Origin of the sequence: Sphingomonas sp. Leaf412 (assembly GCF_001425405.1) — a bacterium.
GTDB lineage: Bacteria > Pseudomonadota > Alphaproteobacteria > Sphingomonadales > Sphingomonadaceae > Sphingomonas.
On the sequence record NZ_LMQP01000001.1, the window covers coordinates 550,154 to 572,872 of the forward strand.

The 22,719-nt window shown below is 70.3% G+C and carries 24 protein-coding genes; 12 read left to right on the forward strand and 12 right to left on the reverse strand.

Going from position 1 to position 22,719, the window contains the following annotated elements:
• Positions 1-7: 7 nt before the first annotated feature.
• Positions 8-244 carry a DUF6489 family protein gene (locus tag ASG29_RS02545; RefSeq protein ID WP_055979648.1) on the reverse strand — a complete coding sequence of 79 codons (237 nt, stop codon included), beginning with the start codon at positions 242-244 and terminating at the stop codon, positions 8-10.
• Between the two features lie 120 nt (positions 245-364).
• Between ASG29_RS02545 and ASG29_RS02550 the strand changes: the two genes are divergently transcribed.
• The gene (locus tag ASG29_RS02550; RefSeq protein WP_414884011.1) at positions 365-1,057 is read left to right on the forward strand and encodes a dienelactone hydrolase family protein; all 693 of its coding nucleotides are present in this window, start codon (positions 365-367) and stop codon (positions 1,055-1,057) included.
• A gap of 61 nt (positions 1,058-1,118) precedes the next feature.
• Here ASG29_RS02550 and ASG29_RS17705 read toward each other — a convergent pair whose 3' ends face one another.
• Both ASG29_RS17705 and ASG29_RS02555 read right to left on the reverse strand, forming a co-directional pair.
• A complete protein-coding gene (locus tag ASG29_RS17705; RefSeq protein WP_268796200.1) occupies positions 1,119-1,247 on the reverse strand; it encodes a hypothetical protein in 129 nt (42 codons plus the stop codon).
• 90 nt (positions 1,248-1,337) lie between these two features.
• Positions 1,338-3,614, reverse strand: coding sequence for a DNA translocase FtsK (locus ASG29_RS02555; RefSeq protein ID WP_055979656.1), 2,277 nt, complete (start codon positions 3,612-3,614; stop codon positions 1,338-1,340).
• 134 nt (positions 3,615-3,748) lie between these two features.
• Here ASG29_RS02555 and ASG29_RS02560 point away from each other — a divergent pair, with 134 nt between their 5' ends.
• Together ASG29_RS02560 and ASG29_RS02565 are read left to right on the forward strand one after the other, a co-directional pair.
• Positions 3,749-4,969 carry a UbiH/UbiF/VisC/COQ6 family ubiquinone biosynthesis hydroxylase gene (locus ASG29_RS02560; protein ID WP_055979660.1) on the forward strand — a complete coding sequence of 407 codons (1,221 nt, stop codon included), beginning with the start codon at positions 3,749-3,751 and terminating at the stop codon, positions 4,967-4,969.
• Between the two features lie 2 nt (positions 4,970-4,971).
• Positions 4,972-5,667, forward strand: a complete 696-nt coding sequence (locus ASG29_RS02565) for an aspartate/glutamate racemase family protein (RefSeq protein WP_055979664.1) — start codon at positions 4,972-4,974, stop codon at positions 5,665-5,667.
• Between the two features lies 1 nt (position 5,668).
• On the opposite strand, the gene pdeM is transcribed toward ASG29_RS02565, so the two are convergent.
• From pdeM to ASG29_RS02585, 4 genes are all read right to left on the reverse strand, one after another.
• Positions 5,669-6,331, reverse strand: coding sequence for a ligase-associated DNA damage response endonuclease PdeM (gene pdeM / locus ASG29_RS02570; protein ID WP_055979667.1), 663 nt, complete (start codon positions 6,329-6,331; stop codon positions 5,669-5,671).
• Between the two features lie 114 nt (positions 6,332-6,445).
• Entirely contained in the window at positions 6,446-6,751 is a 306-nt protein-coding gene (locus ASG29_RS02575; protein ID WP_235532735.1) for a hypothetical protein, read from the reverse strand.
• 51 nt (positions 6,752-6,802) lie between these two features.
• Positions 6,803-8,248: a L,D-transpeptidase family protein gene (locus tag ASG29_RS02580; RefSeq protein WP_055980746.1), complete on the reverse strand. Its 1,446-nt coding sequence runs from the start codon at positions 8,246-8,248 to the stop codon at positions 6,803-6,805.
• 204 nt (positions 8,249-8,452) lie between these two features.
• On the reverse strand, positions 8,453-9,700 hold the full coding sequence (locus tag ASG29_RS02585) for an argininosuccinate synthase (RefSeq protein WP_055979670.1): 1,248 nt from the start codon (positions 9,698-9,700) through the stop codon (positions 8,453-8,455).
• Positions 9,701-9,802: 102 nt separating this feature from the next.
• Here ASG29_RS02585 and ASG29_RS02590 point away from each other — a divergent pair, with 102 nt between their 5' ends.
• Complete coding sequence (locus ASG29_RS02590; protein WP_055979673.1) at positions 9,803-10,198, forward strand: hypothetical protein; 396 nt, start codon at positions 9,803-9,805, stop codon at positions 10,196-10,198.
• Between the two features lie 131 nt (positions 10,199-10,329).
• Here ASG29_RS02590 and ASG29_RS02595 read toward each other — a convergent pair whose 3' ends face one another.
• Positions 10,330-11,406: an alkene reductase gene (locus ASG29_RS02595; protein ID WP_055979676.1), complete on the reverse strand. Its 1,077-nt coding sequence runs from the start codon at positions 11,404-11,406 to the stop codon at positions 10,330-10,332.
• Between the two features lie 63 nt (positions 11,407-11,469).
• Between ASG29_RS02595 and ASG29_RS02600 the strand changes: the two genes are divergently transcribed.
• The 6 genes from ASG29_RS02600 (at position 11,470) to ASG29_RS02625 (ending at position 17,475) form a co-directional block, all read left to right on the forward strand.
• Positions 11,470-12,408, forward strand: coding sequence for a DMT family transporter (locus ASG29_RS02600; RefSeq protein WP_055979677.1), 939 nt, complete (start codon positions 11,470-11,472; stop codon positions 12,406-12,408).
• Positions 12,405-13,076: a COQ9 family protein gene (locus ASG29_RS02605; protein ID WP_055979680.1), complete on the forward strand. Its 672-nt coding sequence runs from the start codon at positions 12,405-12,407 to the stop codon at positions 13,074-13,076. The genes ASG29_RS02600 and ASG29_RS02605 overlap by 4 nt, the downstream gene beginning before the upstream one ends.
• A 170-nt stretch (positions 13,077-13,246) precedes the next feature.
• Positions 13,247-13,525, forward strand: coding sequence for a FeoA family protein (locus ASG29_RS02610; protein ID WP_055979683.1), 279 nt, complete (start codon positions 13,247-13,249; stop codon positions 13,523-13,525).
• Complete coding sequence (gene feoB, locus ASG29_RS02615) at positions 13,525-15,378, forward strand: ferrous iron transporter B (RefSeq protein ID WP_055979686.1); 1,854 nt, start codon at positions 13,525-13,527, stop codon at positions 15,376-15,378. The genes ASG29_RS02610 and feoB overlap by 1 nt, the downstream gene beginning before the upstream one ends.
• 9 nt (positions 15,379-15,387) lie before the next feature.
• Entirely contained in the window at positions 15,388-15,930 is a 543-nt protein-coding gene (gene ssb / locus ASG29_RS02620) for a single-stranded DNA-binding protein (protein ID WP_055979689.1), read from the forward strand.
• A 24-nt stretch (positions 15,931-15,954) separates the two neighbouring features.
• Complete coding sequence (locus ASG29_RS02625; RefSeq protein ID WP_055979691.1) at positions 15,955-17,475, forward strand: sensor histidine kinase; 1,521 nt, start codon at positions 15,955-15,957, stop codon at positions 17,473-17,475.
• Here ASG29_RS02625 and ASG29_RS02630 read toward each other — a convergent pair.
• Genes ASG29_RS02630 through metX form a run of 4 tightly spaced genes read right to left on the reverse strand, consistent with a single transcriptional unit; the run spans position 17,453 to position 20,033 of the window.
• Positions 17,453-17,842, reverse strand: coding sequence for a response regulator (locus ASG29_RS02630; protein ID WP_055979694.1), 390 nt, complete (start codon positions 17,840-17,842; stop codon positions 17,453-17,455). The two genes, ASG29_RS02625 and ASG29_RS02630, sit on opposite strands and share 23 nt — an antisense overlap.
• A gap of 33 nt (positions 17,843-17,875) precedes the next feature.
• Positions 17,876-18,478 (reverse strand): methionine biosynthesis protein MetW, encoded by a 603-nt coding sequence (gene metW, locus ASG29_RS02635; RefSeq protein WP_055979696.1) that lies wholly within the window; start codon positions 18,476-18,478, stop codon positions 17,876-17,878.
• The gene (locus tag ASG29_RS02640; RefSeq protein WP_055979699.1) at positions 18,475-18,912 is read right to left on the reverse strand and encodes a GNAT family N-acetyltransferase; all 438 of its coding nucleotides are present in this window, start codon (positions 18,910-18,912) and stop codon (positions 18,475-18,477) included. Before ASG29_RS02640 ends, metW begins: the two co-directional genes overlap by 4 nt.
• Positions 18,909-20,033: a homoserine O-acetyltransferase MetX gene (metX, locus tag ASG29_RS02645; RefSeq protein WP_055979702.1), complete on the reverse strand. Its 1,125-nt coding sequence runs from the start codon at positions 20,031-20,033 to the stop codon at positions 18,909-18,911. Before metX ends, ASG29_RS02640 begins: the two co-directional genes overlap by 4 nt.
• A gap of 630 nt (positions 20,034-20,663) precedes the next feature.
• Between metX and hisC the strand changes: the two genes are divergently transcribed.
• Together hisC and ASG29_RS02655 are read left to right on the forward strand one after the other, a co-directional pair.
• Positions 20,664-21,767 carry a histidinol-phosphate transaminase gene (gene hisC, locus ASG29_RS02650; RefSeq protein ID WP_055979705.1) on the forward strand — a complete coding sequence of 368 codons (1,104 nt, stop codon included), beginning with the start codon at positions 20,664-20,666 and terminating at the stop codon, positions 21,765-21,767.
• Positions 21,767-22,675 carry a prephenate/arogenate dehydrogenase family protein gene (locus tag ASG29_RS02655; RefSeq protein WP_055979708.1) on the forward strand — a complete coding sequence of 303 codons (909 nt, stop codon included), beginning with the start codon at positions 21,767-21,769 and terminating at the stop codon, positions 22,673-22,675. The genes hisC and ASG29_RS02655 overlap by 1 nt, the downstream gene beginning before the upstream one ends.
• Positions 22,676-22,719: the final 44 nt, after the last annotated feature.

Genomic DNA, 22,719 nt, shown 5'->3' on the forward strand with positions numbered 1-22,719 from the left:
GCCGCCTTCACCCGGTCGGACGCGTCCCGCCCGCCAGCAGCTTGCGCCAGAAGTCCATCCCGGCGTCGCCCATCGGCGCCCAGCTTTTCATCATCTGCCCGACGATCTCCGGACCGACCGTCCCGTTCTCCACCGCCTCCTGCATCTTCGCCAGATAGCGTTCGTGGATTGGGGTCAGGTCGGGCAGCCCCATGATGCGCCGCACTTCCTCGGGCGTGCAATCGACTTCGATGGTCCATTTCATGTCGCCGCACGCTTCCCTTGAGCACGCCGTCGGCGCGCGATAGCACAGGAGGGATATATGCCCCGTAACACGGCGTTACCGCAACGCCTGTCGGGCATCGCCTTTTCCGGGAGTTTGACCATGACCATCGAAACGCTGACGACGGCCGACGGCGGCACGATGCGCGCCTATCGCGCGACACCGACGCACGAGGCGAGGGCCGCGATCGTCGTCATCCAGGAGATCTTCGGCGTCAACGCCGGTATCCGCAGCAAGTGCGACGCCTTGGCGCAGGCAGGCTATCTCGCCATCGCGCCCGACCTGTTCTGGCGGCTGGAGCCGGGAATCGAGCTCGATCCGGATGTACCCGCGGAGATGAACCGCGCGCTGGAATGGATGGGCAAGTTCGATCAGGACCAGGGCATCCGCGACATCGAGGCGACGATCCGCCACGCGCGCGACGCCGTATCGGGCGGAAAGGTCGGCGTGGTCGGCTACTGCCTGGGCGGACGCCTGGCCTATATGACCGCGGCGCGGACAGACGTGGACGCGGCGGTCGGCTATTATGCCGTCGGCGTGGACCGGCTGCTGGGGGAGAAGCATGCCATCGCGAAGCCGCTGATGCTGCATATCGCGGGCGACGACGGGTTCGTGGACAAGGACAGCCAGGCGGCGATGCATGCCGGGCTGGACGATCATCCGAAGGTGACGTTGCACGACTATCCGGGCGAGGATCACGGCTTCGCGACCCAGTTCGGCGCCCGCCGTTCGGATGCCGCGGCAAACCTCGCCGACGAACGCACCGCCGCTTTCTTCCGCGAGCACCTGGCCTAGAAAAGCGCGGTCGCCCGCGTCGTTCCGGTGCGCCCGGGACGACGCGGGCGACAGGGCTATCCTAGCCGAGCATCATCGCGCCGACGCCGATCACCGCACCGGCGAACAGTTTCGCGAGGAAAAGCGCCGCGAGGAAGATCGCGAGCAGGATGGCGACGCCGTACAGGTCCTGGGTATGGGCTTTGGTCATGGCTGGTCCTCTCCGCCGAGCCAGGACCTGACCATCTCCGGGTAGGTTCCCGGCGAGACCGTTTCGGTATACGCCCTTTTTATGCCGTAATCAAACCGGGTTGCCGTCTTGGTCGCGCAGCACCTCGCGCCGGCCGACATGGTCGGGGCGGCTGACGATGCCGTCCTTCTCCATCCGTTCGATCAGGCGCGCGGCGGAATTGTAGCCGATGCGCAACTGCCGCTGGACCCACGACGTCGACGCCTTCTGGCTGTTGCACACGATCGCGATCGCGGCGCGATATTGCTGGTCCTCCGCCGAATCCTCGCCCGTCGGCGCGCCTTCGAGCGCAAAGCTCTCCTCGGGCTCCTCGGTCACGCTGCTGATGTAATCGGGCTGCCCCTGTGCGCGCCAGTGATCGGTGACCGCGCGGACCTCGTCGTCGCTGACGAAGGGGCCGTGGACGCGCACGATGCCCTTGCCGCCGGGCATGTACAGCATGTCGCCCTTGCCCAGCAGCTGCTCGGCGCCCTGGTCGCCCAGGATGGTGCGCGAATCGATCTTGCTGGTGACATGGAAGCTGATGCGCGTCGGCAGGTTCGCCTTGATGACGCCGGTGATGACGTCGACCGACGGCCGCTGCGTCGCCATGATGAGGTGGATGCCTGCCGCCCGCGCCTTCTGCGCCAGCCGCTGGATCAGGAATTCCACCTCCTTGCCCGCGGTCATCATCAGGTCGGCCAGCTCGTCGACGATGACGACGATCTGGGGCAGCACGTCGTACTCCAGCTGCTCTTCCTCGTGGATCGGGCGGCCCTGTTCGTCCCATCCGGTCTGCACGCGACGGCCCAGCGGCGTCCCCTTGACCTTTGCCTGCCGCACCTTGTCGTTGAAGCTGGCGAGGCTGCGCACGCCCACCGACGACATCTGGCGATAGCGGTCCTCCATCGTCTCCACCGCCCATTTCAGCGCGCGGACCGCCTTCGACGGATCGGTGACGACGGGGGACAAAAGGTGCGGGATGTCGTCGTACATCGACAGTTCCAGCATCTTGGGATCGATCATGATCATGCGGCACTGATCCGGGGTCAGCCGGTAGAGCAGCGACAGGATCATGCCGTTCAGGCCGACCGACTTGCCCGACCCGGTCGTGCCCGCGACCAGCAGGTGCGGCATCGGCGCCAGGTCGGCGATGACGGGATCGCCCGCGATATTCTTGCCCAGGATGATCGGCAATTGCGCGGTATTGTCGTCGAACGATTGCGATCCGACCAGTTCGTGCAGCGATACCATCTCGCGCTTCACGTTCGGCAATTCGATGCCGATGACGGTGCGGCCGGGGATGGTCGCGACGCGCGCGGAGATCGCGGACATGTTGCGCGCGATATCGTCCGCCAGCGCGACGACGCGATTGGCCTTGATCCCCGGCGCGGGGTCCAGTTCGTACATCGTCACGACGGGGCCGGGGCGGACCTCGGTGATCTGGCCCTGCACCTTGAAGTCGTCGAGCACGGTTTCGAGCAGCCGGGCGTTGCGTTCCAGCGCCGCCTTGTCGATCGGCCCGCCGCTGGACGGCGGGGAGGGGACCAGCAGCTCCAGCGGCGGCAGGACGTAGCTGTCGCGCAGGTCCAGCCGCTCCTGCGGGCGTGTCTTCGCAGGGGAGGGGGCGACGGTGCGGTCGCCGATGACCGGGGGCGGGCGGTTGTCGGGCTGCGCCTGCGGGCGCGGGACGGGGCGCCGCGTGAGCAGCAGCGGCTCCTCCTCCGCATCGTCCGCATCGCGCCCGGCGCGGAACCGCGCGCGCGGGGTCCAGCGCGCGAAGTCGATCTCCATGCTGCGCCCCCACACGACCACGCCCGCGATCCCGGTCAGCAGGCCGAGCACGACCAGGCCCCACCACGTCAGCGCCGCATTGTCCGCAAAGCCCATCGCCCAGCGGAACCCCGCCACCGCGCCGAGCCCGACCGCCCCGCCCCAGCCGAACGGCAGCGCGGGCACCGCGCCGGGCGCGACGCAGCCGAGCGCGACCGCCATCAACGCGACGCCGACGGTCGCGAACCGCAGCATCCGTCCCCATTCGCCCGCGGGCTCGTCGCGCCACAGCCGCAACGCGACGATCGGGGCGACGGGCAGCAGCAGCGCGACCGCGGGGCCGAGCAGCATCAGCGCGATGTCCGCAAACCACGCGCCCGGCGGGCCGACGAGATTGCCCGTCACCCCGCCCGATGCGGTGTTGAACGCCGCGTCGCCGGGGCGATAGCTCGCCAGCGACAGGGCCATGGCGACCGCGCCGACGAACAGGACGATGGCGACGACCATCGTCCCGCTGCGCTTCACGCCCGCCTTCACCGTCTCGCGCCACATCGGCGCGTCCGCCCGGCTCGCCATGTCACCCGTCCCCGTAAAGGCCCCGCGGGGCCGCGCCGCGCATGTCCGCAGGCGGCGAATTGTCCCATGGCGGGGACTCCGCCGTCAAGACGGCGCTGTTGGCAGCGGCGTCGGGCGCGCGTAGAGCGTGGCCCATGCGCAACGCGGCAGATGTCCTCATCCTCGGCGGCGGTCTGGTCGGGAGCACGCTGGCGACGGCGCTCCACGGCGCGGGCCTGACCGCCATCGTGGTCGATCCGGCCGATCCCGCGGTGACGCTGGCCGCCGGGTTCGACGGCCGCGCGTCGGCGGTGGCCAGCGCCAGCCACCGGATGCTCGACGCGATCGGCGTCGGCGCGCAGCTGGCGGGCAGGGGATGCGCGATCCGGCAGATTCGCGTCAGCGACGGGCTGGCCCCCGGAAAGCTGGATTTCACCCCCGCGCCCGACGACGACGCGCTGGGCACGATGTACGAGAACCGCCTGTTGCGCACCGTCCTGCACGACGCCGTCGACCGGGCGTCGGGCGTCGACCTGCGGATGAAGACGCACGCGCTGCGCGTCGAGCGCGACCTGGACGGCGTGCGGGCCGAGCTGTCGGACGGGACGACCGTGACCGCGGACCTGCTGGTCGCGGCGGAGGGGCGGCGGTCCCCGACGCGGGAGGCAGCGGGGATCGCGGTCGCGACGTGGAAATACGATCACACCGCGATCATCGGCGCCTTCCACCACGAACGCAGCCACGAGGATATCGCGTACGAGATCTTCTACCCCTCCGGCCCCTTCGCGCTGCTGCCGCTGCCCGACGACGACATCGGGCATCGCTGCGCGATCGTCTGGACCGTCGATGCGAAGCACGGGGCCGCGATGATGAAGCTGGGCGACCGCGCCTTCCTGGCGGAGGCGGAGGCGCGGATGGGCGGGTTCCTGGGCCCGCTTTCGGCGCCCAGCCCGCGGGCGTCTTACCCGCTCGGCTTCCATCACGCCGCGCGGCTGGTCGACACCCGGCTCGCGCTGGTCGGCGACGCGGGCCACGGCATCCATCCGATCGCGGGGCAGGGGCTGAACCTGGGCTTCCGCGATGTCGCCACATTGGTAGAGGTATTGGTCGAGGGCCGGCGGCTGGGGCTGGAGGCGGGGGATGCGCAATTGCTGGCCCGCTACGAACGCTGGCGCAGCCTCGATACTTTCATGGTCGCCGCCGCGACGGATACGCTGACCCGCCTGTTCGGCGTGCCGGGCAGGGCCGCGAGCGCGGTGCGGCGCTTCGGCATCTCCGCGGTCGACCGCCTGCCCCCGCTCAAGGAACGCTTCATGGCAGAGGCGCGCGGCGAATCGGGCGCGCTGCCCAAATTGCTGATGGGTCTGTCCGTCTAGGGATGCGCACCCTCGGCCTGATCGGCGGGATGAGCTGGGAAAGCAGCGCGCTCTATTATCGCGCGATCAACGAGGGCGTGCGCGATGCGCGCGGCGGGCACCATTCCGCGCCGCTGCTGCTGCTGTCGGTCGACTTCGCGGACATCGCCGCGCTCCAGCATGCCGGCGACTGGAACGCGCTGGGCGACCGGATGGCGGACGCGGCACGGACGCTGGCGACCGCCGGCGCGGACGGGATCGTGCTGTGCACCAATACCATGCACACACTGGCCGACCGGATCGCGGCGGCGGTGGACGTGCCGCTGCTCCACATCGCGGATGCGGCGGGTGCCGCGCTGGTCGCCGCGGGCGTGCGGCGCGCGGGGTTGCTGGGCACCGCCTTCACGATGGAGCAGGATTTCTACCGCGCGCGGCTGGCGGTGCGATGGGGCGTGGAGGTAATCGTCCCCGGCGCCGACGATCGCGCGACGGTACACCGCGTGATCTACGACGAACTGGTGCGCGGCATCGTCAGCGACGATTCGCGCCGCGCCTATCGCGACGTCATGGCGCGGCTGGTCGACGACGGCGCCGCGGGGATCGTGCTCGGCTGTACCGAGATCGCCTTGCTGGTGGGGGCGGAGGACGCCGCCGTCCCGCTGTTCGACACCACCACGCTCCACGCCGCCGCGGCGGTGCGGTTCGCGCTGGACGGATAGGTCACGCCGCCAGCGGGAATCGCAGCAACCGGTCCGCCACCGCCACCAATGCCTCGGCCGGCAACCCCGCGGCGCGCACGATTTCGGGATGCGTCACGTCCAGCCCGCCGGTCAGCGATCCGAACGCGGGGAAGATCAGTTTCCGCCCCGTCGCCACGAAGCAGCGCCGCGACACCAGCTTGCCCCGGACGCGGACGCGCAGCTTGGGATGGAAATGCCCCGACATCTCGGGCGCATCCTCCCGCCGGTCCGCCTCGTGCCGCAGGACGATGCCGTCGACGCACGCCTCTTCCACCACCGCGCCGCCGCAGCGATCGACATAGGCACGGTCGTGGTTGCCCGTGATCCACGTCCAGCGCGTCGCCCCGGTCAGCGCCAGCAGCAGGTCGCGCGCGCGTGCGGGCAACCGGTCGCACCCGTCGACGTCGTGAAAGCTGTCGCCCAGGCACCACACCTCCTGCGCCGCGGTGGCGGTCACCAGCGCGGTGAGGTCGGCGAGGGTCGCGATCGAATCGTACGGCGGCAGCATCTGCCCGCCCTTCGCGAACCAGCTCGCCTTTTCGAGGTGCAGGTCCGCGACCAGCAGCGCCCGGCGCGCGGGCCAGTATAGCGCGCCCTGCGGCAACGCCCGGAAATCGTGTCCGCCGAACGAAAGGGGAACCATAGCGGGGCCATGGCGCATGCGAGTCGGCGGATCAACCGAAAGTCGCGCCGCGCGACTTCGCCGGGACGACGCGATACCCCTCCTGCGTCACGCCTCCCCGGCACGGACGAACGGTCAGCGCCCGTTCGCGGGTGCCTCCTCCGCATCGCGCTCGACCCGGCTGGTCATTCCCGTCGCCGACGCATCGTCCAGCATCTGCGCATCCGGCTCCGGTCGCTCCTCCGGCGGCAGTTCGGCGGCCGAATTCTGTTCGACCGGCGTCGCCACCGGTTCGGGCAGCGGCTCCGCCACGGTCGCCGGCGCCTCGGGCAGTTCCTCGACCGTCATGGTGTTGGCCACCTCGGGCTCGGGGTCGGAGCGCGAACATCCCGCCAGCGCGACGGCGGCGGCGAGGAGCAGGATCGTGGGCTTCGTCATCATCAATTCCCTTTATCGCCCGGCCTTTATCGCCCGGCCTTTACCGCCCGGCCTCTACCGCGCAGCCAGTGCCTGCGCGGCGGAGCGTCGCTCGACCGTCGCCGCAAGCCGCGCGTCCCAGCCATAGGGATCGTCGCGGAACGCCACCGGCCCGTTGTTGCCCGCGAACGCGGTCCAGTACAGCAGGTACACGCTCACCGGCTCCGCCATCGTCGCGCGCACGGTCTTGCCCGCCGCCACGGTCGCGTCGATCTGCGGCGCCTGCCATTCCGGCGTCGTCTTCATCAGCAGCTTGGCGAGGTCCGCGGGCTTCTCCAGCCGGACGCAGCCATGGCTGGCGAGGCGGTCGAAGCGCGAGAAGCCCGACTGCGCCGGCGTATCGTGCAGGTACACCGCGAAATCGTTGGGGAAATCGAACTTGTACCGCCCCAGCGCGCTCTTCTCCGAAGATTGCTGCAACCGGTTGCCGCCGTTGCCCGTGTCGATGACGCGGAAGCCGTTGCGCTTCAGGTAGCCGGGGTTGGCGCGCTCCTTGGGCCACAATTCCTTCGTCGCGATCGACGTCGGCACGTTCCACGGCGGGTTCAGGACGATGGAATTGATGCGGGAGATCAGCATCGGGGTCTCGTTCCCCGGCCGCCCCGTCACCGCCTTCATCGACATGACGGGCGCATCGCCGTCGAACACCGTCAGCACCGCGGCGGCGACGTTCACCTGCACGCGCCGCGGGTCCAGCTGCGACGGCAGCCAGCGCCAGCGTTCCATGTTCGCCATCATCTGCCGGATGCGCCGCTCCACCGGCACGTTCAGCGCGGCGGTGGTCTGCGGCCCCGGCTGCCCGGTGGGGTTCAGGCCGTAGCGCCGCTGCGCCCGCCGCACCGCATCCAGCAGCGCGGCGTCGAACCGGTCGCCCGTGCCCGTCAGCGCGGCATCCTCGATCGCCAGCCGTTCGCGCAGCCGCGCCACCGCGGGGCCGCGATCGCCGAACTTCGGGCTGTCGCTCACCATCGGCCATCCGCCCGCCGCGGACACCGCGCGATACCGCGCCAGCCCGGCCGCCAGCGTGTCGTAGCCGGTGTAGGGCGGCGGCAGCGTCTTGATCCACGCCGCCAGCCGGTCGCGCTTCACCGCGTCGGCGAAGCCGGGCAGGGGGTCCCACGCCTGCGGCCGGATCGCCCAGTCGGTACTGAAATCCCCCGGCATCAGCCGCCCGGTCCTGACCGCGCGCGCATGGTCCAGCGCGGTGCGGACGAGCGCGACGGGGTCCTGCCCGTCCAGATCGCCGCGCCGCGCGACGCGCAGCCCCTGCGCGACCTCGTCGTCCGCGATCAGCGTCGCCAGCTGCGTCGCCTGCGCCGGCGACAGCGTGGGCAGCGGCGCGGACACGGCGGGCGCGACCGGCGCGGGAATCGCGGTCGTCGGCGCGGCCATCGGCACGGTCGTCGCAACCGGCGGCGGCGCGACCTGCGCCTGCGCACCGCCCGAGACGCCTGCCGCCATCAGCGCCAGCACAGCCTTGATATCATTACCCACGCGTCGCTCGCTTCCTGTCGCCGGTTCTGCACGCCCCATGACGAGCCGTGCCCTTCTGGCGGCTGAACGAGTGTAGGGTGAGGCGGGTCCCGGCGCCATTAATCCTTTGTGCCTCCGCGACGGCGGAGGTCCAGACTGGGTTCCCGCCTTCGCGGGAACACAAAGGCGGAATTACCGATCCCGCCGCCCCAGCAGCCGCAGCCGCAACGCGTTCAGCTTGATGAAGCCCGCCGCGTCGCGCTGGTCGTACGCGCCCTGGTCGTCCTCGAACGTCACCACCTTCTCGCTGTACAGCGAATGGGGCGACCGGCGCCCCGTCACGCCGACATTGCCCTTGTACAGCTTCAGCCGGACGGTGCCCGACACCTTCTCCTGGCTGTGGTCGATCGCGGCCTGCAACATCTCGCGCTCGGGCGAGAACCAGAAGCCGTTGTACACCAGCTCGGCATAACGCGGCGCCAGTTCGTCCTTCAGGTGCGCCGCGCCGCGATCGAGCGTCAATTGCTCGATCCCGCGATGCGCCAGGTGATAGATCGTGCCACCCGGTGTCTCGTACATCCCGCGCGACTTCATGCCGACGAAGCGGTTCTCGACCAGGTCTAGCCGCCCGATGCCATGCCGCCGCCCCATCTCGTTCAGCGTCTCCAGCAACGTCGCGGGCGACATGCCGACGCCGTTGACCGCCACGCCGTCGCCCCGCTCGAAATCGATCGTGATGATTTCCGGCTGGTCGGGCGCGTCCTCGGGATTGACGGTGCGCGAATAGACGTAATCGGGGACCTCGTCCCACGGATCCTCCAGCACCTTGCCCTCGGACGAGGTGTGCAGCATGTTCGCGTCGGTCGAGAAGGGCGCCTCGCCGCGCTTGTCCTTGCTGACCGGAATCTGGTGCTGTTCGGCGAACTCGATCAGCCGCGTGCGGCTGGTCAGGTCCCATTCGCGCCATGGGGCGATGACCTTGATATCGGGCGCCAGCGCGTAATAGCCCAGCTCGAACCGCACCTGGTCGTTGCCCTTGCCCGTCGCGCCGTGGCTGACCGCGTCGGCGTTCACCGCCCGCGCGATCTCGATCTGCCGCTTGGCGATCAACGGGCGCGCGATGCTGGTGCCCAGCAGGTACAGCCCCTCGTACAGGGCGTTCGACCGCATCATCGGGAAGACGTAGTCGCGCACGAACTCCTCGCGCAGGTCGTCGATGAAGATATGCTCGGGCTTCACGCCCGCCATCTCCGCCTTCCGGCGCGCGGGCTCCAGTTCCTCGCCCTGCCCCAGGTCCGCGGTGAAGGTCACGACCTCGCACCCGTAGGTCTGCTGGAGCCATTTCAGGATGACGCTGGTGTCGAGCCCGCCCGAATAGGCGAGGACGACGCGGTTGATGCCGGCGTCGCCGGCCGGGCGGTTGATGGAGGAATCTGTCATGGCCCGGCGTCTACGGTCCGCGCCCCCCGTTCGCAAGCAGCGCGGGCGTCCGGCGGCGTCCGTTCAGCCGCGGTAAAAGCGCGCGCGGGCAGGCGCGCGGCCATGATCCGCTACACCCTGCTCGCCGCGCTCCTCCTCTCCCCCGCCGCCATGGCGCAGGAGACGCGCACCTCCGCCAATGCCAAGCTGGACGCCGAATTCGCGCAGTCCGACAGCGATGCGGACGGCTTCCTGTCCCCGGCCGAGATCGAGGCGCGGATGCGCCGGATGAAGCTGTCGGGCGGTCGCACGCTCGACGCCGTCCATGCGAAGCGCGTCGCGGGGCTGTTCCTGGCGCGCGGGGATACGAACGGGGACGGCCGCGTCAGCAAGGTGGAAAGCCGCGCGCTGATGGGACAGGTCTTCTCGCGCTACGATACCAACGGCGACGGCAAGGTCGAAGGCGCCGAGGCCGCGAAGGCCCGCGCCGCCGCGAAGGCGAAGGCCGCGGGACGGTAACGGTTCGACCACCTTAGTGTCCCCGCGAAGGCGGGGACCCAGTCTGGGCCTCCGCCTTCGCGGAGGCACAAGGAAGTCGGGCGAAAGGTACGCGAAGGCGAGGGGGGAGCGCCGACCGCTCCCCCACTCGTTCACGCCGCCGCGGTCTCCAGCGCCGGATAGTCGATATATCCTTCCGGCCCGGCGGAATAGAAGGTCCGCGGGTTGGGGGTATTCAGCGCCGCGCCGGTGCGGAAACGCTCGGGCAGGTCGGGGTTGGCGATGAACAGCCGGCCCCACGCGATCGCATCCGCGACACCCGAATCGAGGTCCGCCTGCGCCGCCTGCGCGGTATAATCCTGGTTCAGCACCAGCGGCCCGGTGAAGACCTTGCGGATCGCGGGGCTGAGCTTGGGCACGTCGCTCGCGCCGAACGTCCCGTCGGGCGCCTGCTCGCGCAATTCCAGGAACGCGATGCCCAGGTCGTTCAGCGCCTTCGCCGCGGGGACGAACACCGATTCGGGATCGCTGTCGTCCGCCCCTTGCGTCTCGCCGTTGGGCGACAGGCGGATCGAGGTGCGGCCCGCGCCGACCTCCGCCACCACGCGCTCCATCACCTCGCGCATCAGGCGGATGCGGTTTTCCGGGCTGCCGCCGTAGTCGTCGTCGCGCAGGTTCGTGCCGTCGCGCAGGAACTGGTCGATGAAATAGCCATTGGCGCCGTGCACCTGCACCCCGTCGAAGCCCGCGGCGATCGCGTTGCGCGACGCCGACGCATAATCGTCCAGCGTCTGGCGGATGTCGTCCGGCGTCGCGGCCCGCGCCTCGCCGTACGGATTCGCGTCCGGTTTGTGATAGGGCGCCCGCGTCGCCGACGACGACAGCGGTTGCAGCTTGTTGACGTCGGGGCGCGCCAGGCGGCCCTGATGCCACAATTGCGCGACGATCCGCCCGCCCGCGTCATGCACCGCCGCCGTCACCGGCTTCCACGCCTCCACCTGCTCTGCGGTCCACAGGCCCGGCGCGTTGGGCCAGCCCAGGCCCTGCGCGCTGATGCCCGTGGCTTCCGAGATGATGAGGCCCGCGCCCGCGCGCTGGCGATAATATTCGATCATGATGTCGGTGGGCACGTGCGCATCGGTCGAGCGCGTGCGCGTCAGCGGCGCCATGAAGACGCGGTTGGGCACGGTGAGATCACCGATGGTGATGGGATCGAACAGGCTGGGCATCGTCGCTCCTGCGAATGACATGTACGAATGTGACGGGGCGAACATAGGGCGCTAACGGGGCGCATGCACGTCACGGGAACGCCAAGAAAAGCTTCGCCGCCGCCAAGCGCCGCATCGGCGATCGTCGCGCTGGTGGTCGCCAACGTCGCGCTCGCCTTCGGCCCGCTGTTCGTGCGCCTGTCGGACGTGGGGCCGGTGGCGGCGGCGTTCTGGCGCATGGCGCTGGCGGTGCCGCCGATCGCATTGGGGGCGTGGCTGCTGGCCGGGCGGCCGCGCGCGCTGCCCGCGCTGCCGCGGCGGTCGTGGTGGCTGCTGGGTGTCGCGGGTATCGCCTTCGCGGGCGATCTGGGCAGCTGGCATGTCGGGATCCTGGGCACCACGCTGGCCAACGCCACGCTGTTCGGCAATTGCGCGATCTTCATCTTCCCCCTGTACGGCTTCGTCGTCGCGCGGCGCTGGCCGTCGCGGCGGCAGGGGATCGCGCTGCTGCTGGCGGGCGCGGGCGCCGCGCTGCTGATGGGGCGGTCGTATCAGGCCGATCCCGCGCATCTGGTCGGCGACCTGATGTGCCTGTTCGCGGGCGTGCTCTACGCCGGCTATTTCGTGCTGATGGCGGACCTGCGCCGCGGCATCGCGCCCCTGCCCGCGCTGGCGCTGTCCTCGGTCGCCTCGCTCGCCCCACTCCTGGCCTTCGCGCTGCTGCTGGGGGAGCGCGTCATGCCCGGCGACTGGACCCCGCTGATCGTGCTGGCCCTCGTCAGCCAGCTGCTGGGGCAGGGGTGCATGATCTACGCGCTGGGGAAATTGTCGCCGCTGGTCATCGGGCTGGCGCTGCTGATCCAGCCCGTCGTGGCGGCGGCGACCGGGTGGCTGATGTTCGACGAGCGGCTGGGCGTGCCCGATCTCGCGGGCGTCGCGATGGTCGCGGTCGCGCTGGTGCTGGTGCGTCGCGATCCCGATCCTGCTACGGTCGCGGCGCAGGAACCGGAAGAAACGCGATGACCTCCCCCGATATCGATCCCGCCGACATGACCCTTCCGGAGGTGCGCGCCCATCTGGCGCCCGCCATCGCGGCCAATGCGGCGTTCGACGGCTGGGGCGACGCGGCGCGCGACATGGCGGCGGACGGCGCGGGCGTGGACCGCGACGTGGCCGCGCTGGCGTTCGACGGCGGCGCGGTGGCGATGATCGACGCATGGTTCGCCCACGTCGATGCGCACATGGCCCGCGCCTGCCCGCCCGATATGCTGTCCGCGATGAAGATCCGCGCGCGCATCACCGCGCTGGTGGAGGCGCGACTCGACGCGATGGCGCAGGATCGAGAGGCGCTGCGCCGCGCGCTGGCGGTGCTGGCGCTGCCGCAGAACCTGCTGCGCGGGGCGAAACTGGGCTGGCGCAGCGCGGATGCGATGTGGCGCGCGGCGGGCGACACCGCGACCGACTACAACCATTATACGAAGCGCGCGATGCTGCTGGGCGTCTATGCCGCGACGACGACGGTGTTCCTCGACGACGACAGCGAGGGGCAGGCCGACACGCGCGCCTTCCTGTCGCGCCGAATCGACGACATCATGCGGATCGAGAAGGCGAAGGCCGGCGCCCTGAAACGCACCCGCCACCGCCCCAGCCTGTCGCGCTTCGTCGGACGCCTGCGCTATCCGGTGGTGTGACGGGCCGCTGCGTGCTCCTGCGAACGCAGCAGCCCAGGGTCATGAAAGCGGACGTCGTTCTGCCGGACCTAAGGATTCCCACATTCGCCGGAAAACCGAAAGAAGCGAACGCGATCCCCCGCCGCCCACACCTAATTGATAATCGCTCGCAATGGCCGTATGAGGGCGTCGTGACCCCTCCGCTCCACCTCAACACCCTGCCCCGCAACCAGCGCGCGACCGTCGCGGATATCGACTGGTCGCGGCTCGCCGCGCCGGAGGCCCGGCGGCTGCGCGAGCTGGGCTTCGATCAGGGCGTGGGGGTGGAGGTGCTGCACCGCGCGCGGCTGGGCGGCGGGCCGATCGCGTGCCGGATCGGGCGGATGACCGTGGCGCTGCGCCGCGCGGTCGCGGGCGCGATCACCGTCCTGCCCGATCCCCTGTTTCCCGACGTGGCGCCCGCCGAATAATGGAACTGCCCCCGCTGGTGGCGATGGTCGGCAATCCCAACGCCGGCAAGAGTGCGCTGTTCAACGCGCTGACCGGCGCGCGGCAGAAGGTGGGCAATTATCCCGGCGTGACGGTGGAGCGCCATTCGGGCCGCCTCGCGCTCGACGACGGCCGCCCGGTCGAGCTGGTCGACCTCCCCGGCGCCTACAGCCTCGACCCCTCCAGCCCCGACGAGCGCGTGACCCGCGACGTCCTGCTGGGCGCGCAGGCGGGGGAGCGGCGGCCCGACGCGCTGGTGGTGGTGATCGACGCGTCGAACCTCGACAATCACCTGCGCTTCGCGTTGCAGCTGATCGCGCTTGGCCTGCCGGTCGTCGTCGCGCTGAACATGGTCGACCTGGCGGAGCGCGACGGGCTGGTGCTCGACGCGGCCGTGCTGGAACGCGAACTGGGCGTGCCCGTCGTCCCCACCGTCGCGGTGCGCCGCCGCGGGCTGGAGGATCTGCGCGACCGGCTGACGCGCACCGTCACGGGCGGCCCGGCGACCCCGCACGGCCGGACCGACGATTGGGCGGACGAGGATCTGACGACGCTCCAGCGCCGCGCGCGGCGGCTGGCCGCGGCGGCGACGGTCAGCGAGACGCCGACGCGCCGCTGGAACCACGCGCTCGACACCGTCGCGCTGCATCCGCTGTTCGGCCCGGTCCTGCTGGTCGCTTTGCTGTTCGTGATGTTCCAGGCGGTGTTCACCTGGTCCGAAACCCCGATCGGCTGGATAGAGGCGGGGATCGCCGCGCTGGACGACGGCATCCGCGCCGCCATGCCCGCGTCGATCCTGCGCTCCGCGATCACCGACGGCGTCATCGCGGGCGTCGGCGCGGTGGTGGTGTTCCTGCCGCAGATCCTGATCCTATTCCTCTTCATCCTGGTGCTGGAGGCGTCGGGCTACATGGTCCGCGCCGCCTTCCTGATGGACCGGATGATGGCGGGCGTCGGCCTGTCGGGCCGCGCGTTCATCCCCCTGCTGTCCAGCTTCGCCTGCGCGGTGCCCGGCATCATGGCGACGCGCACGATCGACGATGAAAAGGACCGGCTGACCACGATCCTGATCGCGCCGTTGATGACCTGCTCCGCGCGGCTGCCCGTCTACACGATCATCATCGGCGCCTTCATCCCGGCGCGGCAGGTGCTGCCCGGCGTGGGATTGCAGGGCCTCGTCCTGCTGGTCCTGTACCTGCTCGGCATCGTCGGCGCGTTCGTCGCCGCGCTGGTGCTGCGCCGGACGGTGACGAAGGGCGAATCGTCGGGCTTCATGCTGGAGATGCCGAAATACCAGATGCCGCGGTTGCAGGACGTCGCCATCGGCCTGTGGAGCCGCGCCGCGATCTTCCTGAAGCGCGCGGGCACGATCATCGCGCTGACCACCATCGTGCTGTGGGCACTGCTCAGCTTCCCGCAGGCGCCCGCGGGCAAGAGCCAGGTCGACCATTCGATCGCGGGGCGGATCGCGGGCGGGATCGAGGTCGTCGTCGCGCCGATCGGCTTCAACCGCGACATCGCGCTGGCGCTGATCCCCGCGATGGCGGCGCGCGAGGTGGCGGTGGCGGCGATCGGCACGGTCTACGCCGTCGACGATCCGGAAAAGGGCGAGGGCACGATCGTGGAGAACCTGCGCGCCCGCTGGTCGCTGCCCACCGCGCTGGCGTTCCTGATGTGGTTCGTGTTCGCGCCGCAATGCATCAGCACGATCGCGGTGACGCGGCGCGAAACCAACGGCTGGCGCTGGCCGCTGTTCATGCTCGGCTACCTTTTCGCCGCGGCCTATGTCATGGCTGGGCTGACATACTGGCTGGCGGTGTTCGCCGGTCTTTAAGAGGGTCCCATGGCAGGCAGCGTCAACAAGGTCATTCTCGTCGGCAACCTGGGGCGCGACCCCGAAAGCCGCAGCTTCCAGAACGGCGGCAAGGTGGTGAACCTGCGCATCGCCACGTCCGAATCGTGGAAGGACAAGAACACCGGCGAGCGCAAGGAGAAGACCGAATGGCATTCGGTCGCGATCTTCAACGAAGGGCTCGCCAACGTCGCCGAACGCTACCTGCGCAAGGGCAGCAAGGTGTACGTCGAGGGTAGCCTCCAGACCCGCAAGTGGCAGGACCAGCAGGGCAACGACAAATATTCGACCGAGGTCGTGTTGCAGGGCTTCGGCGGCGTCCTGACGATGCTGGACGGCGCGCCGGGTAGCGGCGGCGCGGGCGGCGGCGGCGGTGGAGCGCCGCGCGACGAATGGGGCGGCGACCAGGACTTCGGCGGCGGCGGCGGCGGATCGCGCGGCGGCGGGCGCGGCCCGTCGGGCGGCGGCGCGGCGCGTGGCGGCGGCGGCGGCGGTGGCTATGCGGACGACCTCGACGACGACGTGCCGTTCTAGGACGTGAACGCCGCGGCTCCCGTCATGACCCCGACCACCGTCGACGAGGCTCGCCGCCGCGCGGCGATCGACGCGCTCGACTTGGGCACGTTGCGCGGGTCGGACGCGCTGAATCACATCGTCGATTTCGCGGCGCGGCTGTGCGACGTGCCGATCGCGCTGGTCAGCGTGGTGGAGGAGGATTGCCAGTCCTTCCTGGCCCGCACCGGGCTGGAGGATGAGACCACCCCGAGAGAGCAGTCGTTCTGCGCCCACGCCATGCTGGGCGACCGCGCGATGCTGGTGCCCGACGCGACCGCCGACCCGCGCTTCGCGACCAACCCGCTGGTCACCGAACGCGGCATCCGCTTCTACGCCGGCTTCCCCTTGGTCACCGACGACGGCATCCCCATCGGCGCGCTGTGCGTGATCGACACCAGCCCGCGCGACGGCCTGACCGCGCTCCAGCGCGACGGGCTGGCCGTGCTGGCCGAGAACGTCATGGCCCGCCTGCGCGATTCGCGCGACCGCAGCGCGCATCGTGCCGCGGAACGCCACGCCCGCCGCGTCGCGATCGACAGCGAGCAGCGATTCCGCGTGCTGGCCGATACGATGCCGCAGATGGTGTGGTCGACGCTCCCCGACGGCTACCACGATTATTACAACGCGCGCTGGTACGAATTCACCGGCGCCCCCGCGGGCACCACCGATGGCGAGGGGTGGAACGACATGTTCCACGCCGACGACCAGGACCGCGCCTGGGCCCTGTGGCGCCGCAGCCTGGAAAGCGGCGATCCGTACGAGATCGAATATCGCCTGCGCCACCATGACGGCACCTATCGCTGGGTGCTGGGCCGCGCCTTGCCGATGCGCGACCGCGACGGGCGCATCACGCGCTGGTTCGGCACCTGCACCGACATCCACGAACAGCGGCTGGCGATGGAGGAGCGCGAGATCATCAGCCAGGAATTGTCGCACCGGATCAAGAACATCTTTTCCGTCGTCGCGGGGCTGATCCAGTTCGCGGCGCGCGCCAATCCCGCGATCGCGACGGTCGCGACCGACCTCAGGCAGCGGATCACCGCGCTCGGCCGCGCGCACGACTTCGTCCGCCCGCACAGCCCCAATTCGCGCCCGCATGCGCAACAGGACAGCCTGCACGGCCTGCTGGTCGAACTGTTCGCGCCGTATCAGGCGGTGCCGGGGGAGCGCATCTCGATCACCGGCCCCGACGTCGCCATCGACGATCGCGCGGCGACGCCGCTGGCGCTGCTGTTCCACGAACTCGCCACGAACGCGAGCAAGTACGGCGCGCTGTCGACGCAGGCGGGCCATGTCGACATCGCGGTCGCGGTCGTGGACCGGGACGTGGCGATCCGCTGGACCGAACGCGGCGGCCCGCCGGTGTCCGCGCCCGTCGGCGAGGGCGGGTTCGGGTCGAAGCTGGTGGAATTGAGCGCGGTGCGCCAGCTCGGCGGGCGGCTCGACCGCGCGTGGCACGAAGGCGGGCTGGAACTGACCTGCACCGCACCATTGGCGGCGTTCAGTCGGTCGCCGGCATCCTGACGAAATCGGCGTTGTTGCCGTCATGGTCGGTCGCGACCGCCGCCGCGGCCAGGATCGCGGCCTCGCTGAACGGCTTGCGGATATAGCCTAGCGCGTCGCGGACATGCCCGATCTGCCCCGGATTGGCGGTGACGAACACTACCTTCACGCCATAGTCGCGCGCCATCCGCTGCGCGATGTCCGGCCCGGTGGGGCCGTCGCGCAGGTTCACGTCGACGAAGGCGAAGGAGCAATTGGGTGCCGCCTGCAACGCGGCCTGGCTGTCCGCCGCGATGCCCACGACCTCATAGCCCGCATCCAGGAGGATCCGTTCCAGGTCCAGAGCGACGAAGATCTCGTCCTCCACGATGAGCGCGGTCTTGGCCATTGTTCATTCCGGGTTGGACCGACCTAACCGGGATCAGCCGCCTTTGTTCCGGGACAGCAGGAACACCGCATGCTCCGCCAGCAGGTTCGCGGCGCCCCCGCCGGTCTGCCGGTCGCCGCGCAGGAACCACGCGCCCTCCACGGTGATGCCGCATTGCAACACATGCGCGCGAAAATCGTCGATCGTCACGTGGTGGATGTTGGGCGTGTCGTACCAGCGTTCGGGCAGCAGCCGCGTCACCGGCATCCGCCCGCCCCACAACAGCGACAATCGCACGCGCCAGTGCGCGAAATTGGGGAAGCTGACGAACGCCTGCCGCCCGATCCGCAGCAATTCGTCCAGCACGACGTGCGGCGCGCGCGCGGTCTGCAACGTCTGGCTCAGGATGGCGTAATCGAAGCTGCCGTCCGGATAGGCGGACAGGTCGACGTCGGCGTCCCCCTGCACGACGCTCAGGCCCCGTGCCATCGCGGCGGCGACATTGCCCGCGTCGATCTCCAGCCCGCGCGCGTCGACGTGGCGATGCGCCTGCAACGCCGCCATCAGGTCGCCCGTCCCGCATCCGACGTCCAGGACGCGCGAATGCGCCACCACATGACGGGCGATGATCGCCAGATCGGGGCGCAGGGCGGTCATGGCGCCGCCCGCAGCATCGCCGCGGCCTCCGGCGACAGGCGTTCCATGTAGCGATCGGGACGCATCAGCGCGTGAAACCCCAATGCCTCGTACACCCCATGGGCGTCGGCGGTGACGAGGCCGATGCGCCGGATGCCGGCCAGCCGCGGGTGATCGACGAACCAGCCGACCATCCGGCGACCCAGCCCACGTCCGCGCGCCGCTTCGTCCACCCATACGTCCGCGATCCACGCGAATGTGGCGTGGTCGGTGATCGCACGCGCGAAACCCACCTGTCCCGCGCCGTCATATGCGCCGAGGCAGTGCGATCCCGTGATGGCGCGTTCGACGGTGTCGCGCGCGATACCCGGCGACCAGTAACTCGACGCCAGCCAGCCGTGGACGCGCGCGACGTCCAGCCGCGCGGGATCCTCGGACAGGTCGATGCCGGTCATACGCGCAGGAACCCCGCCACGATCCGGTCCAGCTCGGGCACGTCCAGCAGGAAGGCGTCGTGCCCGAACGGGCTGGACAGCTCGACGAAGCTCGCCGGCGCGCCCGCGGCGTGGAGCGCCTGTACCACGGCGCGCGATTCGGCGGTGGGGTACAGCCAGTCGGTGTCGAAGCTTACCATCGCGAAGCGCGTGCGCGTGCCCCGGAACGCGTGCGCCAGCAGGCCGCCATGCTCCTCCGCCAGGTCGAAATAATCCATCGCGCGGGTGATATACAGGTAGCTGTTGGCGTCGAACCGGTCGGTGAAGGCGCTGCCCTGATGGCGCAGGTAGCTTTCGACCTGGAAATCCGCGTCGAACCCGAACGACTTGGCCCCGTCCGGACTATCTGGCCGCGCCTGAAGACGCCGCCCGAACTTCTCGGTCAGCCCGGCCTCCGACAGATATGTGATATGCGCCGCCATCCGCGCGACCGCCAGGCCCGCGGCGGGCGCGGCGCCATGATAATAATCGCCGTCGCGCCAGTTGGGGTCCGCCATCACTGCCTGCCGCCCCACCTCGTGAAACGCGATGTTCTGCGCGGTGTGCCGCGCGGTGGAGGCGATGACGACCGCCGCGGCGACGCGATCCGGAAAGGTCGCGGCCCAGCTCAGCGCCTGCATCCCTCCCATCGATCCCCCGACGACCGCATGCAGCCGCGCGACGCCGAGGTGGTCGAGCAGCATCGCCTGCGCGCGCACCATGTCGCGGATCGTGATGACCGGAAACGCCATGCCGAACGGACGCCCGGTCGCGGGATCGATGCTGGCCGGGCCGGACGATCCCATGCAACTGCCCAGCACGTTGGCGCACACGACGAAATATCGGTCGGTATCGATCGGCCGCCCCGGCCCCACCATCCGCGTCCACCACCCCGGCTTGCCCGTCCGCGGGTGTGCGCTGGCAAGGTGGTGGTCGCCGGTCAGCGCATGGCAGACGAGGATCGCGTTCGACGCATCGGATGCCAGCGTCCCGTACGTCTCGTACGCGATCTCCACCGGCGACAGGGTCGCGCCGCCGTCCAGCCGCAGCGGGCCGGGCAGCACGACGTGCCGCGAAAGGCCGAAACGCGCATCATGGGACATGGCCGCGGCGTTAGCGCCTCGCGCCCGCACCAGCAATCGTCCCATTAATCGCCGCTGTCCTACAGGGGTCGCGGACGGGTATATTGGCGGAATGACCACATCGGGGACGACACCGCGTCGGGCGTTGCCCCTGAACCCGCTGGACGACGACACGCATCGCTCCCTAGCGAACCGGTCCGGAAGGCTCCCATTTCCCGGCCCCCCGCCTCGTCACGATCGTCTTTCGGGAACCCGGCATCCGCGCGACCTTCGCAACGCCCCACGCCGTCATGCCGGGCTCGTCCCGGCATCCATCGCGCCGCAGGAGCAAAAGCCGTTGATCTGGCGGCACGATGGACCCCGGAACAAGTCCGGGGTGACGCAGTGCGTGTGGTTGCGTGACCCGGCATCCCGATCGTCCCGCCCTCGCCACCCCCACCCGTCACCCCGGGCCTGTCCCGGGGTCCACCGCGCCGCGGATCCGAACGTCCGCGATCTCACGTCCCCGCGACACGCTCTGCACGAGGGGTCCGACCCCGCGACCTTTGCGACCTTCCGGCGGGTCCGCCGTCGCGTAACCCCCGATCGCCTCAACATTCGCAACATTCGCGCCCCTTCCGCCCCGCCGCTCCACCGCGTAAGCGGACGCGCATGACGACGACCGCCCCCGCCCCGAAGCCGTGGATCATGGCCATCGCGCCCTACATCCCCGGCCGTTCCGCCACCGACGACGGCCGCAAGGCGGTGAAACTGTCGTCGAACGAGAATCCGCTGGGCACCAGCCCCGCGGCGCGCGCCGCCTATGCCGGGGCGGCGGACACGCTGGAACGCTATCCCGATGCGGGCGCGACCGACCTGCGGGAGGCGATCGCTACGCGGTTCGACCTCGATCCCGCGCGCGTCATCCAGGGCAACGGCTCGGACGAGGTGCTGCACCTCGCCGCGGGCGCGTTCGCCGGGCCGGGGGACGAGGTGATCTTCGTCCGCTACGGCTTCGCGGTGTACGAGATCGCGGCGCGGCGCGTCGGCGCGACCCCCGTCATCGCCCCCGATCGCGACTATGCCACCGACGTCGACGCGATCCTCGCCGCGGTCACGGAGCGGACGCGGATCGTGTTCGTCGCCAATCCCAACAACCCCACCGGCACCTACGCCCCGGCGGCGGAGATCGCGCGGCTGCACGCGGGGCTGCGCGGCGACATCCTGCTCGTCCTCGACCACGCCTATGCCGAATATCTGGCCGACGCGGACGACGACGGCGGCATGGAACTGGCGCAGACCGCGCCCAACGTGCTGGTCACGCGCACCTTTTCGAAGATCCACGGCCTCGCGTCCGAACGCATCGGCTGGGGCTATGCCCATGCCGATATCGTCCAGGCGATGCACCGCATCCGCCTGCCCTTCAACGTCACGATCGGGGGGCAGCGCGCCGCGATGGCCGCGCTGGCGGACCGCGACTTCGTGGCGCACACGCGCGACCACAATGCCCGCTGGCGCGCGTGGTTCGCGGACGAGATCGGAAAGCTCGGCAACGCCGGCCTGCGCGCGATCCCGAGCGAGGCGAACTTCGTGCTGGTGGTGTTCGAAGGCGCGCTGACCGCGGAGACGGCCTACAAGGGCCTGATGGACGCGGGCTATATCGTCCGCTGGCTGCCCGGACAGGGGCTGGCGCAGGGCCTGCGCATCACGATCGGCACCGAGGAGGAGACGCGCGGCGTCATGGCGGCACTGCGCGATCTGGCCGCGGGCAACTGATGCTGCCCTTCGCCCGCGTCACGATCATCGGGCTCGGCCTGATCGGCTCCTCGCTCGCGCGCGCGGTGCGCGACGCGATGCCGACCGTCCGCCTGACGGGCCATGACGCCGATCCGGGCGTGCGCGACACCGTCCGCGCGCTGGGCCTGATGGACGACGTGGCGGACACGCCCGGCGCGGCGGTGATCGACGCGGATCTCGTGGTGCTGTGCGTCCCCGTCGGCGCGATGGGCGCGGTCGCGTCGGACCTCGCGTCCGACCTGCCCGCCGATTGCATCGTCAGCGACGTGGGCAGCAGCAAGGCGTCGGTCGCCGCCGCCCTGCGCGCCGCGCTCCCCACCGCCACGATCGTGCCCGCGCATCCGGTGGCGGGCACGGAAAAGAGCGGACCGGGGGCAGGCTTCGCCACCCTGTTCCGCGGCCGCTGGTGCATCGTCACCCCGCTGGCCGACGGCGACGCCGTCGCCGCGACCCGCGTCGCCGATTTCTGGCGCCGTCTGGGGGCCGAGGTCGAGACGATGGACCCCGACCACCACGATCTGGTGCTGGCGATCACCAGCCATCTGCCGCATCTCATCGCCTATACGATCGTCGGCACCGCGGACGATCTGGAACAGGTGACGCAGTCGGAGGTCATCAAATTCTCCGCCGGCGGCTTCCGCGACTTCACCCGCATCGCCGCGTCCGATCCGACGATGTGGCGCGACGTCTTCCTGTCGAACCGGGATGCGGTGCTGGAGATGCTGGGCCGCTTCAGCGAGGACCTGAGCCAGCTTCAGCGCGCGATCCGCTACGGCGACGGCGACGCCCTGTTCGACCGCTTCACCCGCACCCGCGCGATCCGCCGCTCGATCGTCGATCAGGGGCAGGACGACGCGGCGGCGGACTTCGGGCGGCGGCATGATTGATGCCCGCCCACCACATCCGTTCGGCCTAAGCGACGTCGAAGGCG

Coding starts and splice junctions, on each gene's coding strand:
- ASG29_RS02625 (WP_055979691.1), top strand. CDS start 15,955: ATGACCCCGACCACCGTCGACGAGGCTCGCCGCCGCGCGGCGATCGAC.
- ASG29_RS02580 (WP_055980746.1), bottom strand. CDS start 8,248: ATGGCGGCAGGCGTCTCGGGCGGTGCGCAGGCGCAGGTCGCGCCGCCG.
- ASG29_RS02595 (WP_055979676.1), bottom strand. CDS start 11,406: ATGCCCAGCCTGTTCGATCCCATCACCATCGGTGATCTCACCGTGCCC.
- ASG29_RS02655 (WP_055979708.1), top strand. CDS start 21,767: ATGCTGCCCTTCGCCCGCGTCACGATCATCGGGCTCGGCCTGATCGGC.
- ASG29_RS02585 (WP_055979670.1), bottom strand. CDS start 9,700: ATGACAGATTCCTCCATCAACCGCCCGGCCGGCGACGCCGGCATCAAC.
- ASG29_RS02575 (WP_235532735.1), bottom strand. CDS start 6,751: ATGATGACGAAGCCCACGATCCTGCTCCTCGCCGCCGCCGTCGCGCTG.
- ASG29_RS02550 (WP_414884011.1), top strand. CDS start 365: ATGACCATCGAAACGCTGACGACGGCCGACGGCGGCACGATGCGCGCC.
- pdeM (WP_055979667.1), bottom strand. CDS start 6,331: ATGGTTCCCCTTTCGTTCGGCGGACACGATTTCCGGGCGTTGCCGCAG.
- metX (WP_055979702.1), bottom strand. CDS start 20,033: ATGTCCCATGATGCGCGTTTCGGCCTTTCGCGGCACGTCGTGCTGCCC.
- feoB (WP_055979686.1), top strand. CDS start 13,525: ATGGAACTGCCCCCGCTGGTGGCGATGGTCGGCAATCCCAACGCCGGC.
- ASG29_RS02555 (WP_055979656.1), bottom strand. CDS start 3,614: ATGGCGAGCCGGGCGGACGCGCCGATGTGGCGCGAGACGGTGAAGGCG.
- ASG29_RS02565 (WP_055979664.1), top strand. CDS start 4,972: ATGCGCACCCTCGGCCTGATCGGCGGGATGAGCTGGGAAAGCAGCGCG.
- ASG29_RS02590 (WP_055979673.1), top strand. CDS start 9,803: ATGATCCGCTACACCCTGCTCGCCGCGCTCCTCCTCTCCCCCGCCGCC.
- ASG29_RS02560 (WP_055979660.1), top strand. CDS start 3,749: ATGCGCAACGCGGCAGATGTCCTCATCCTCGGCGGCGGTCTGGTCGGG.
- ASG29_RS02600 (WP_055979677.1), top strand. CDS start 11,470: ATGCACGTCACGGGAACGCCAAGAAAAGCTTCGCCGCCGCCAAGCGCC.
- ASG29_RS02605 (WP_055979680.1), top strand. CDS start 12,405: ATGACCTCCCCCGATATCGATCCCGCCGACATGACCCTTCCGGAGGTG.
- metW (WP_055979696.1), bottom strand. CDS start 18,478: ATGACCGCCCTGCGCCCCGATCTGGCGATCATCGCCCGTCATGTGGTG.
- ASG29_RS02630 (WP_055979694.1), bottom strand. CDS start 17,842: ATGGCCAAGACCGCGCTCATCGTGGAGGACGAGATCTTCGTCGCTCTG.
- ASG29_RS02640 (WP_055979699.1), bottom strand. CDS start 18,912: ATGACCGGCATCGACCTGTCCGAGGATCCCGCGCGGCTGGACGTCGCG.
- ssb (WP_055979689.1), top strand. CDS start 15,388: ATGGCAGGCAGCGTCAACAAGGTCATTCTCGTCGGCAACCTGGGGCGC.
- ASG29_RS02545 (WP_055979648.1), bottom strand. CDS start 244: ATGAAATGGACCATCGAAGTCGATTGCACGCCCGAGGAAGTGCGGCGC.
- ASG29_RS17705 (WP_268796200.1), bottom strand. CDS start 1,247: ATGACCAAAGCCCATACCCAGGACCTGTACGGCGTCGCCATCCTGCTC.
- hisC (WP_055979705.1), top strand. CDS start 20,664: ATGACGACGACCGCCCCCGCCCCGAAGCCGTGGATCATGGCCATCGCG.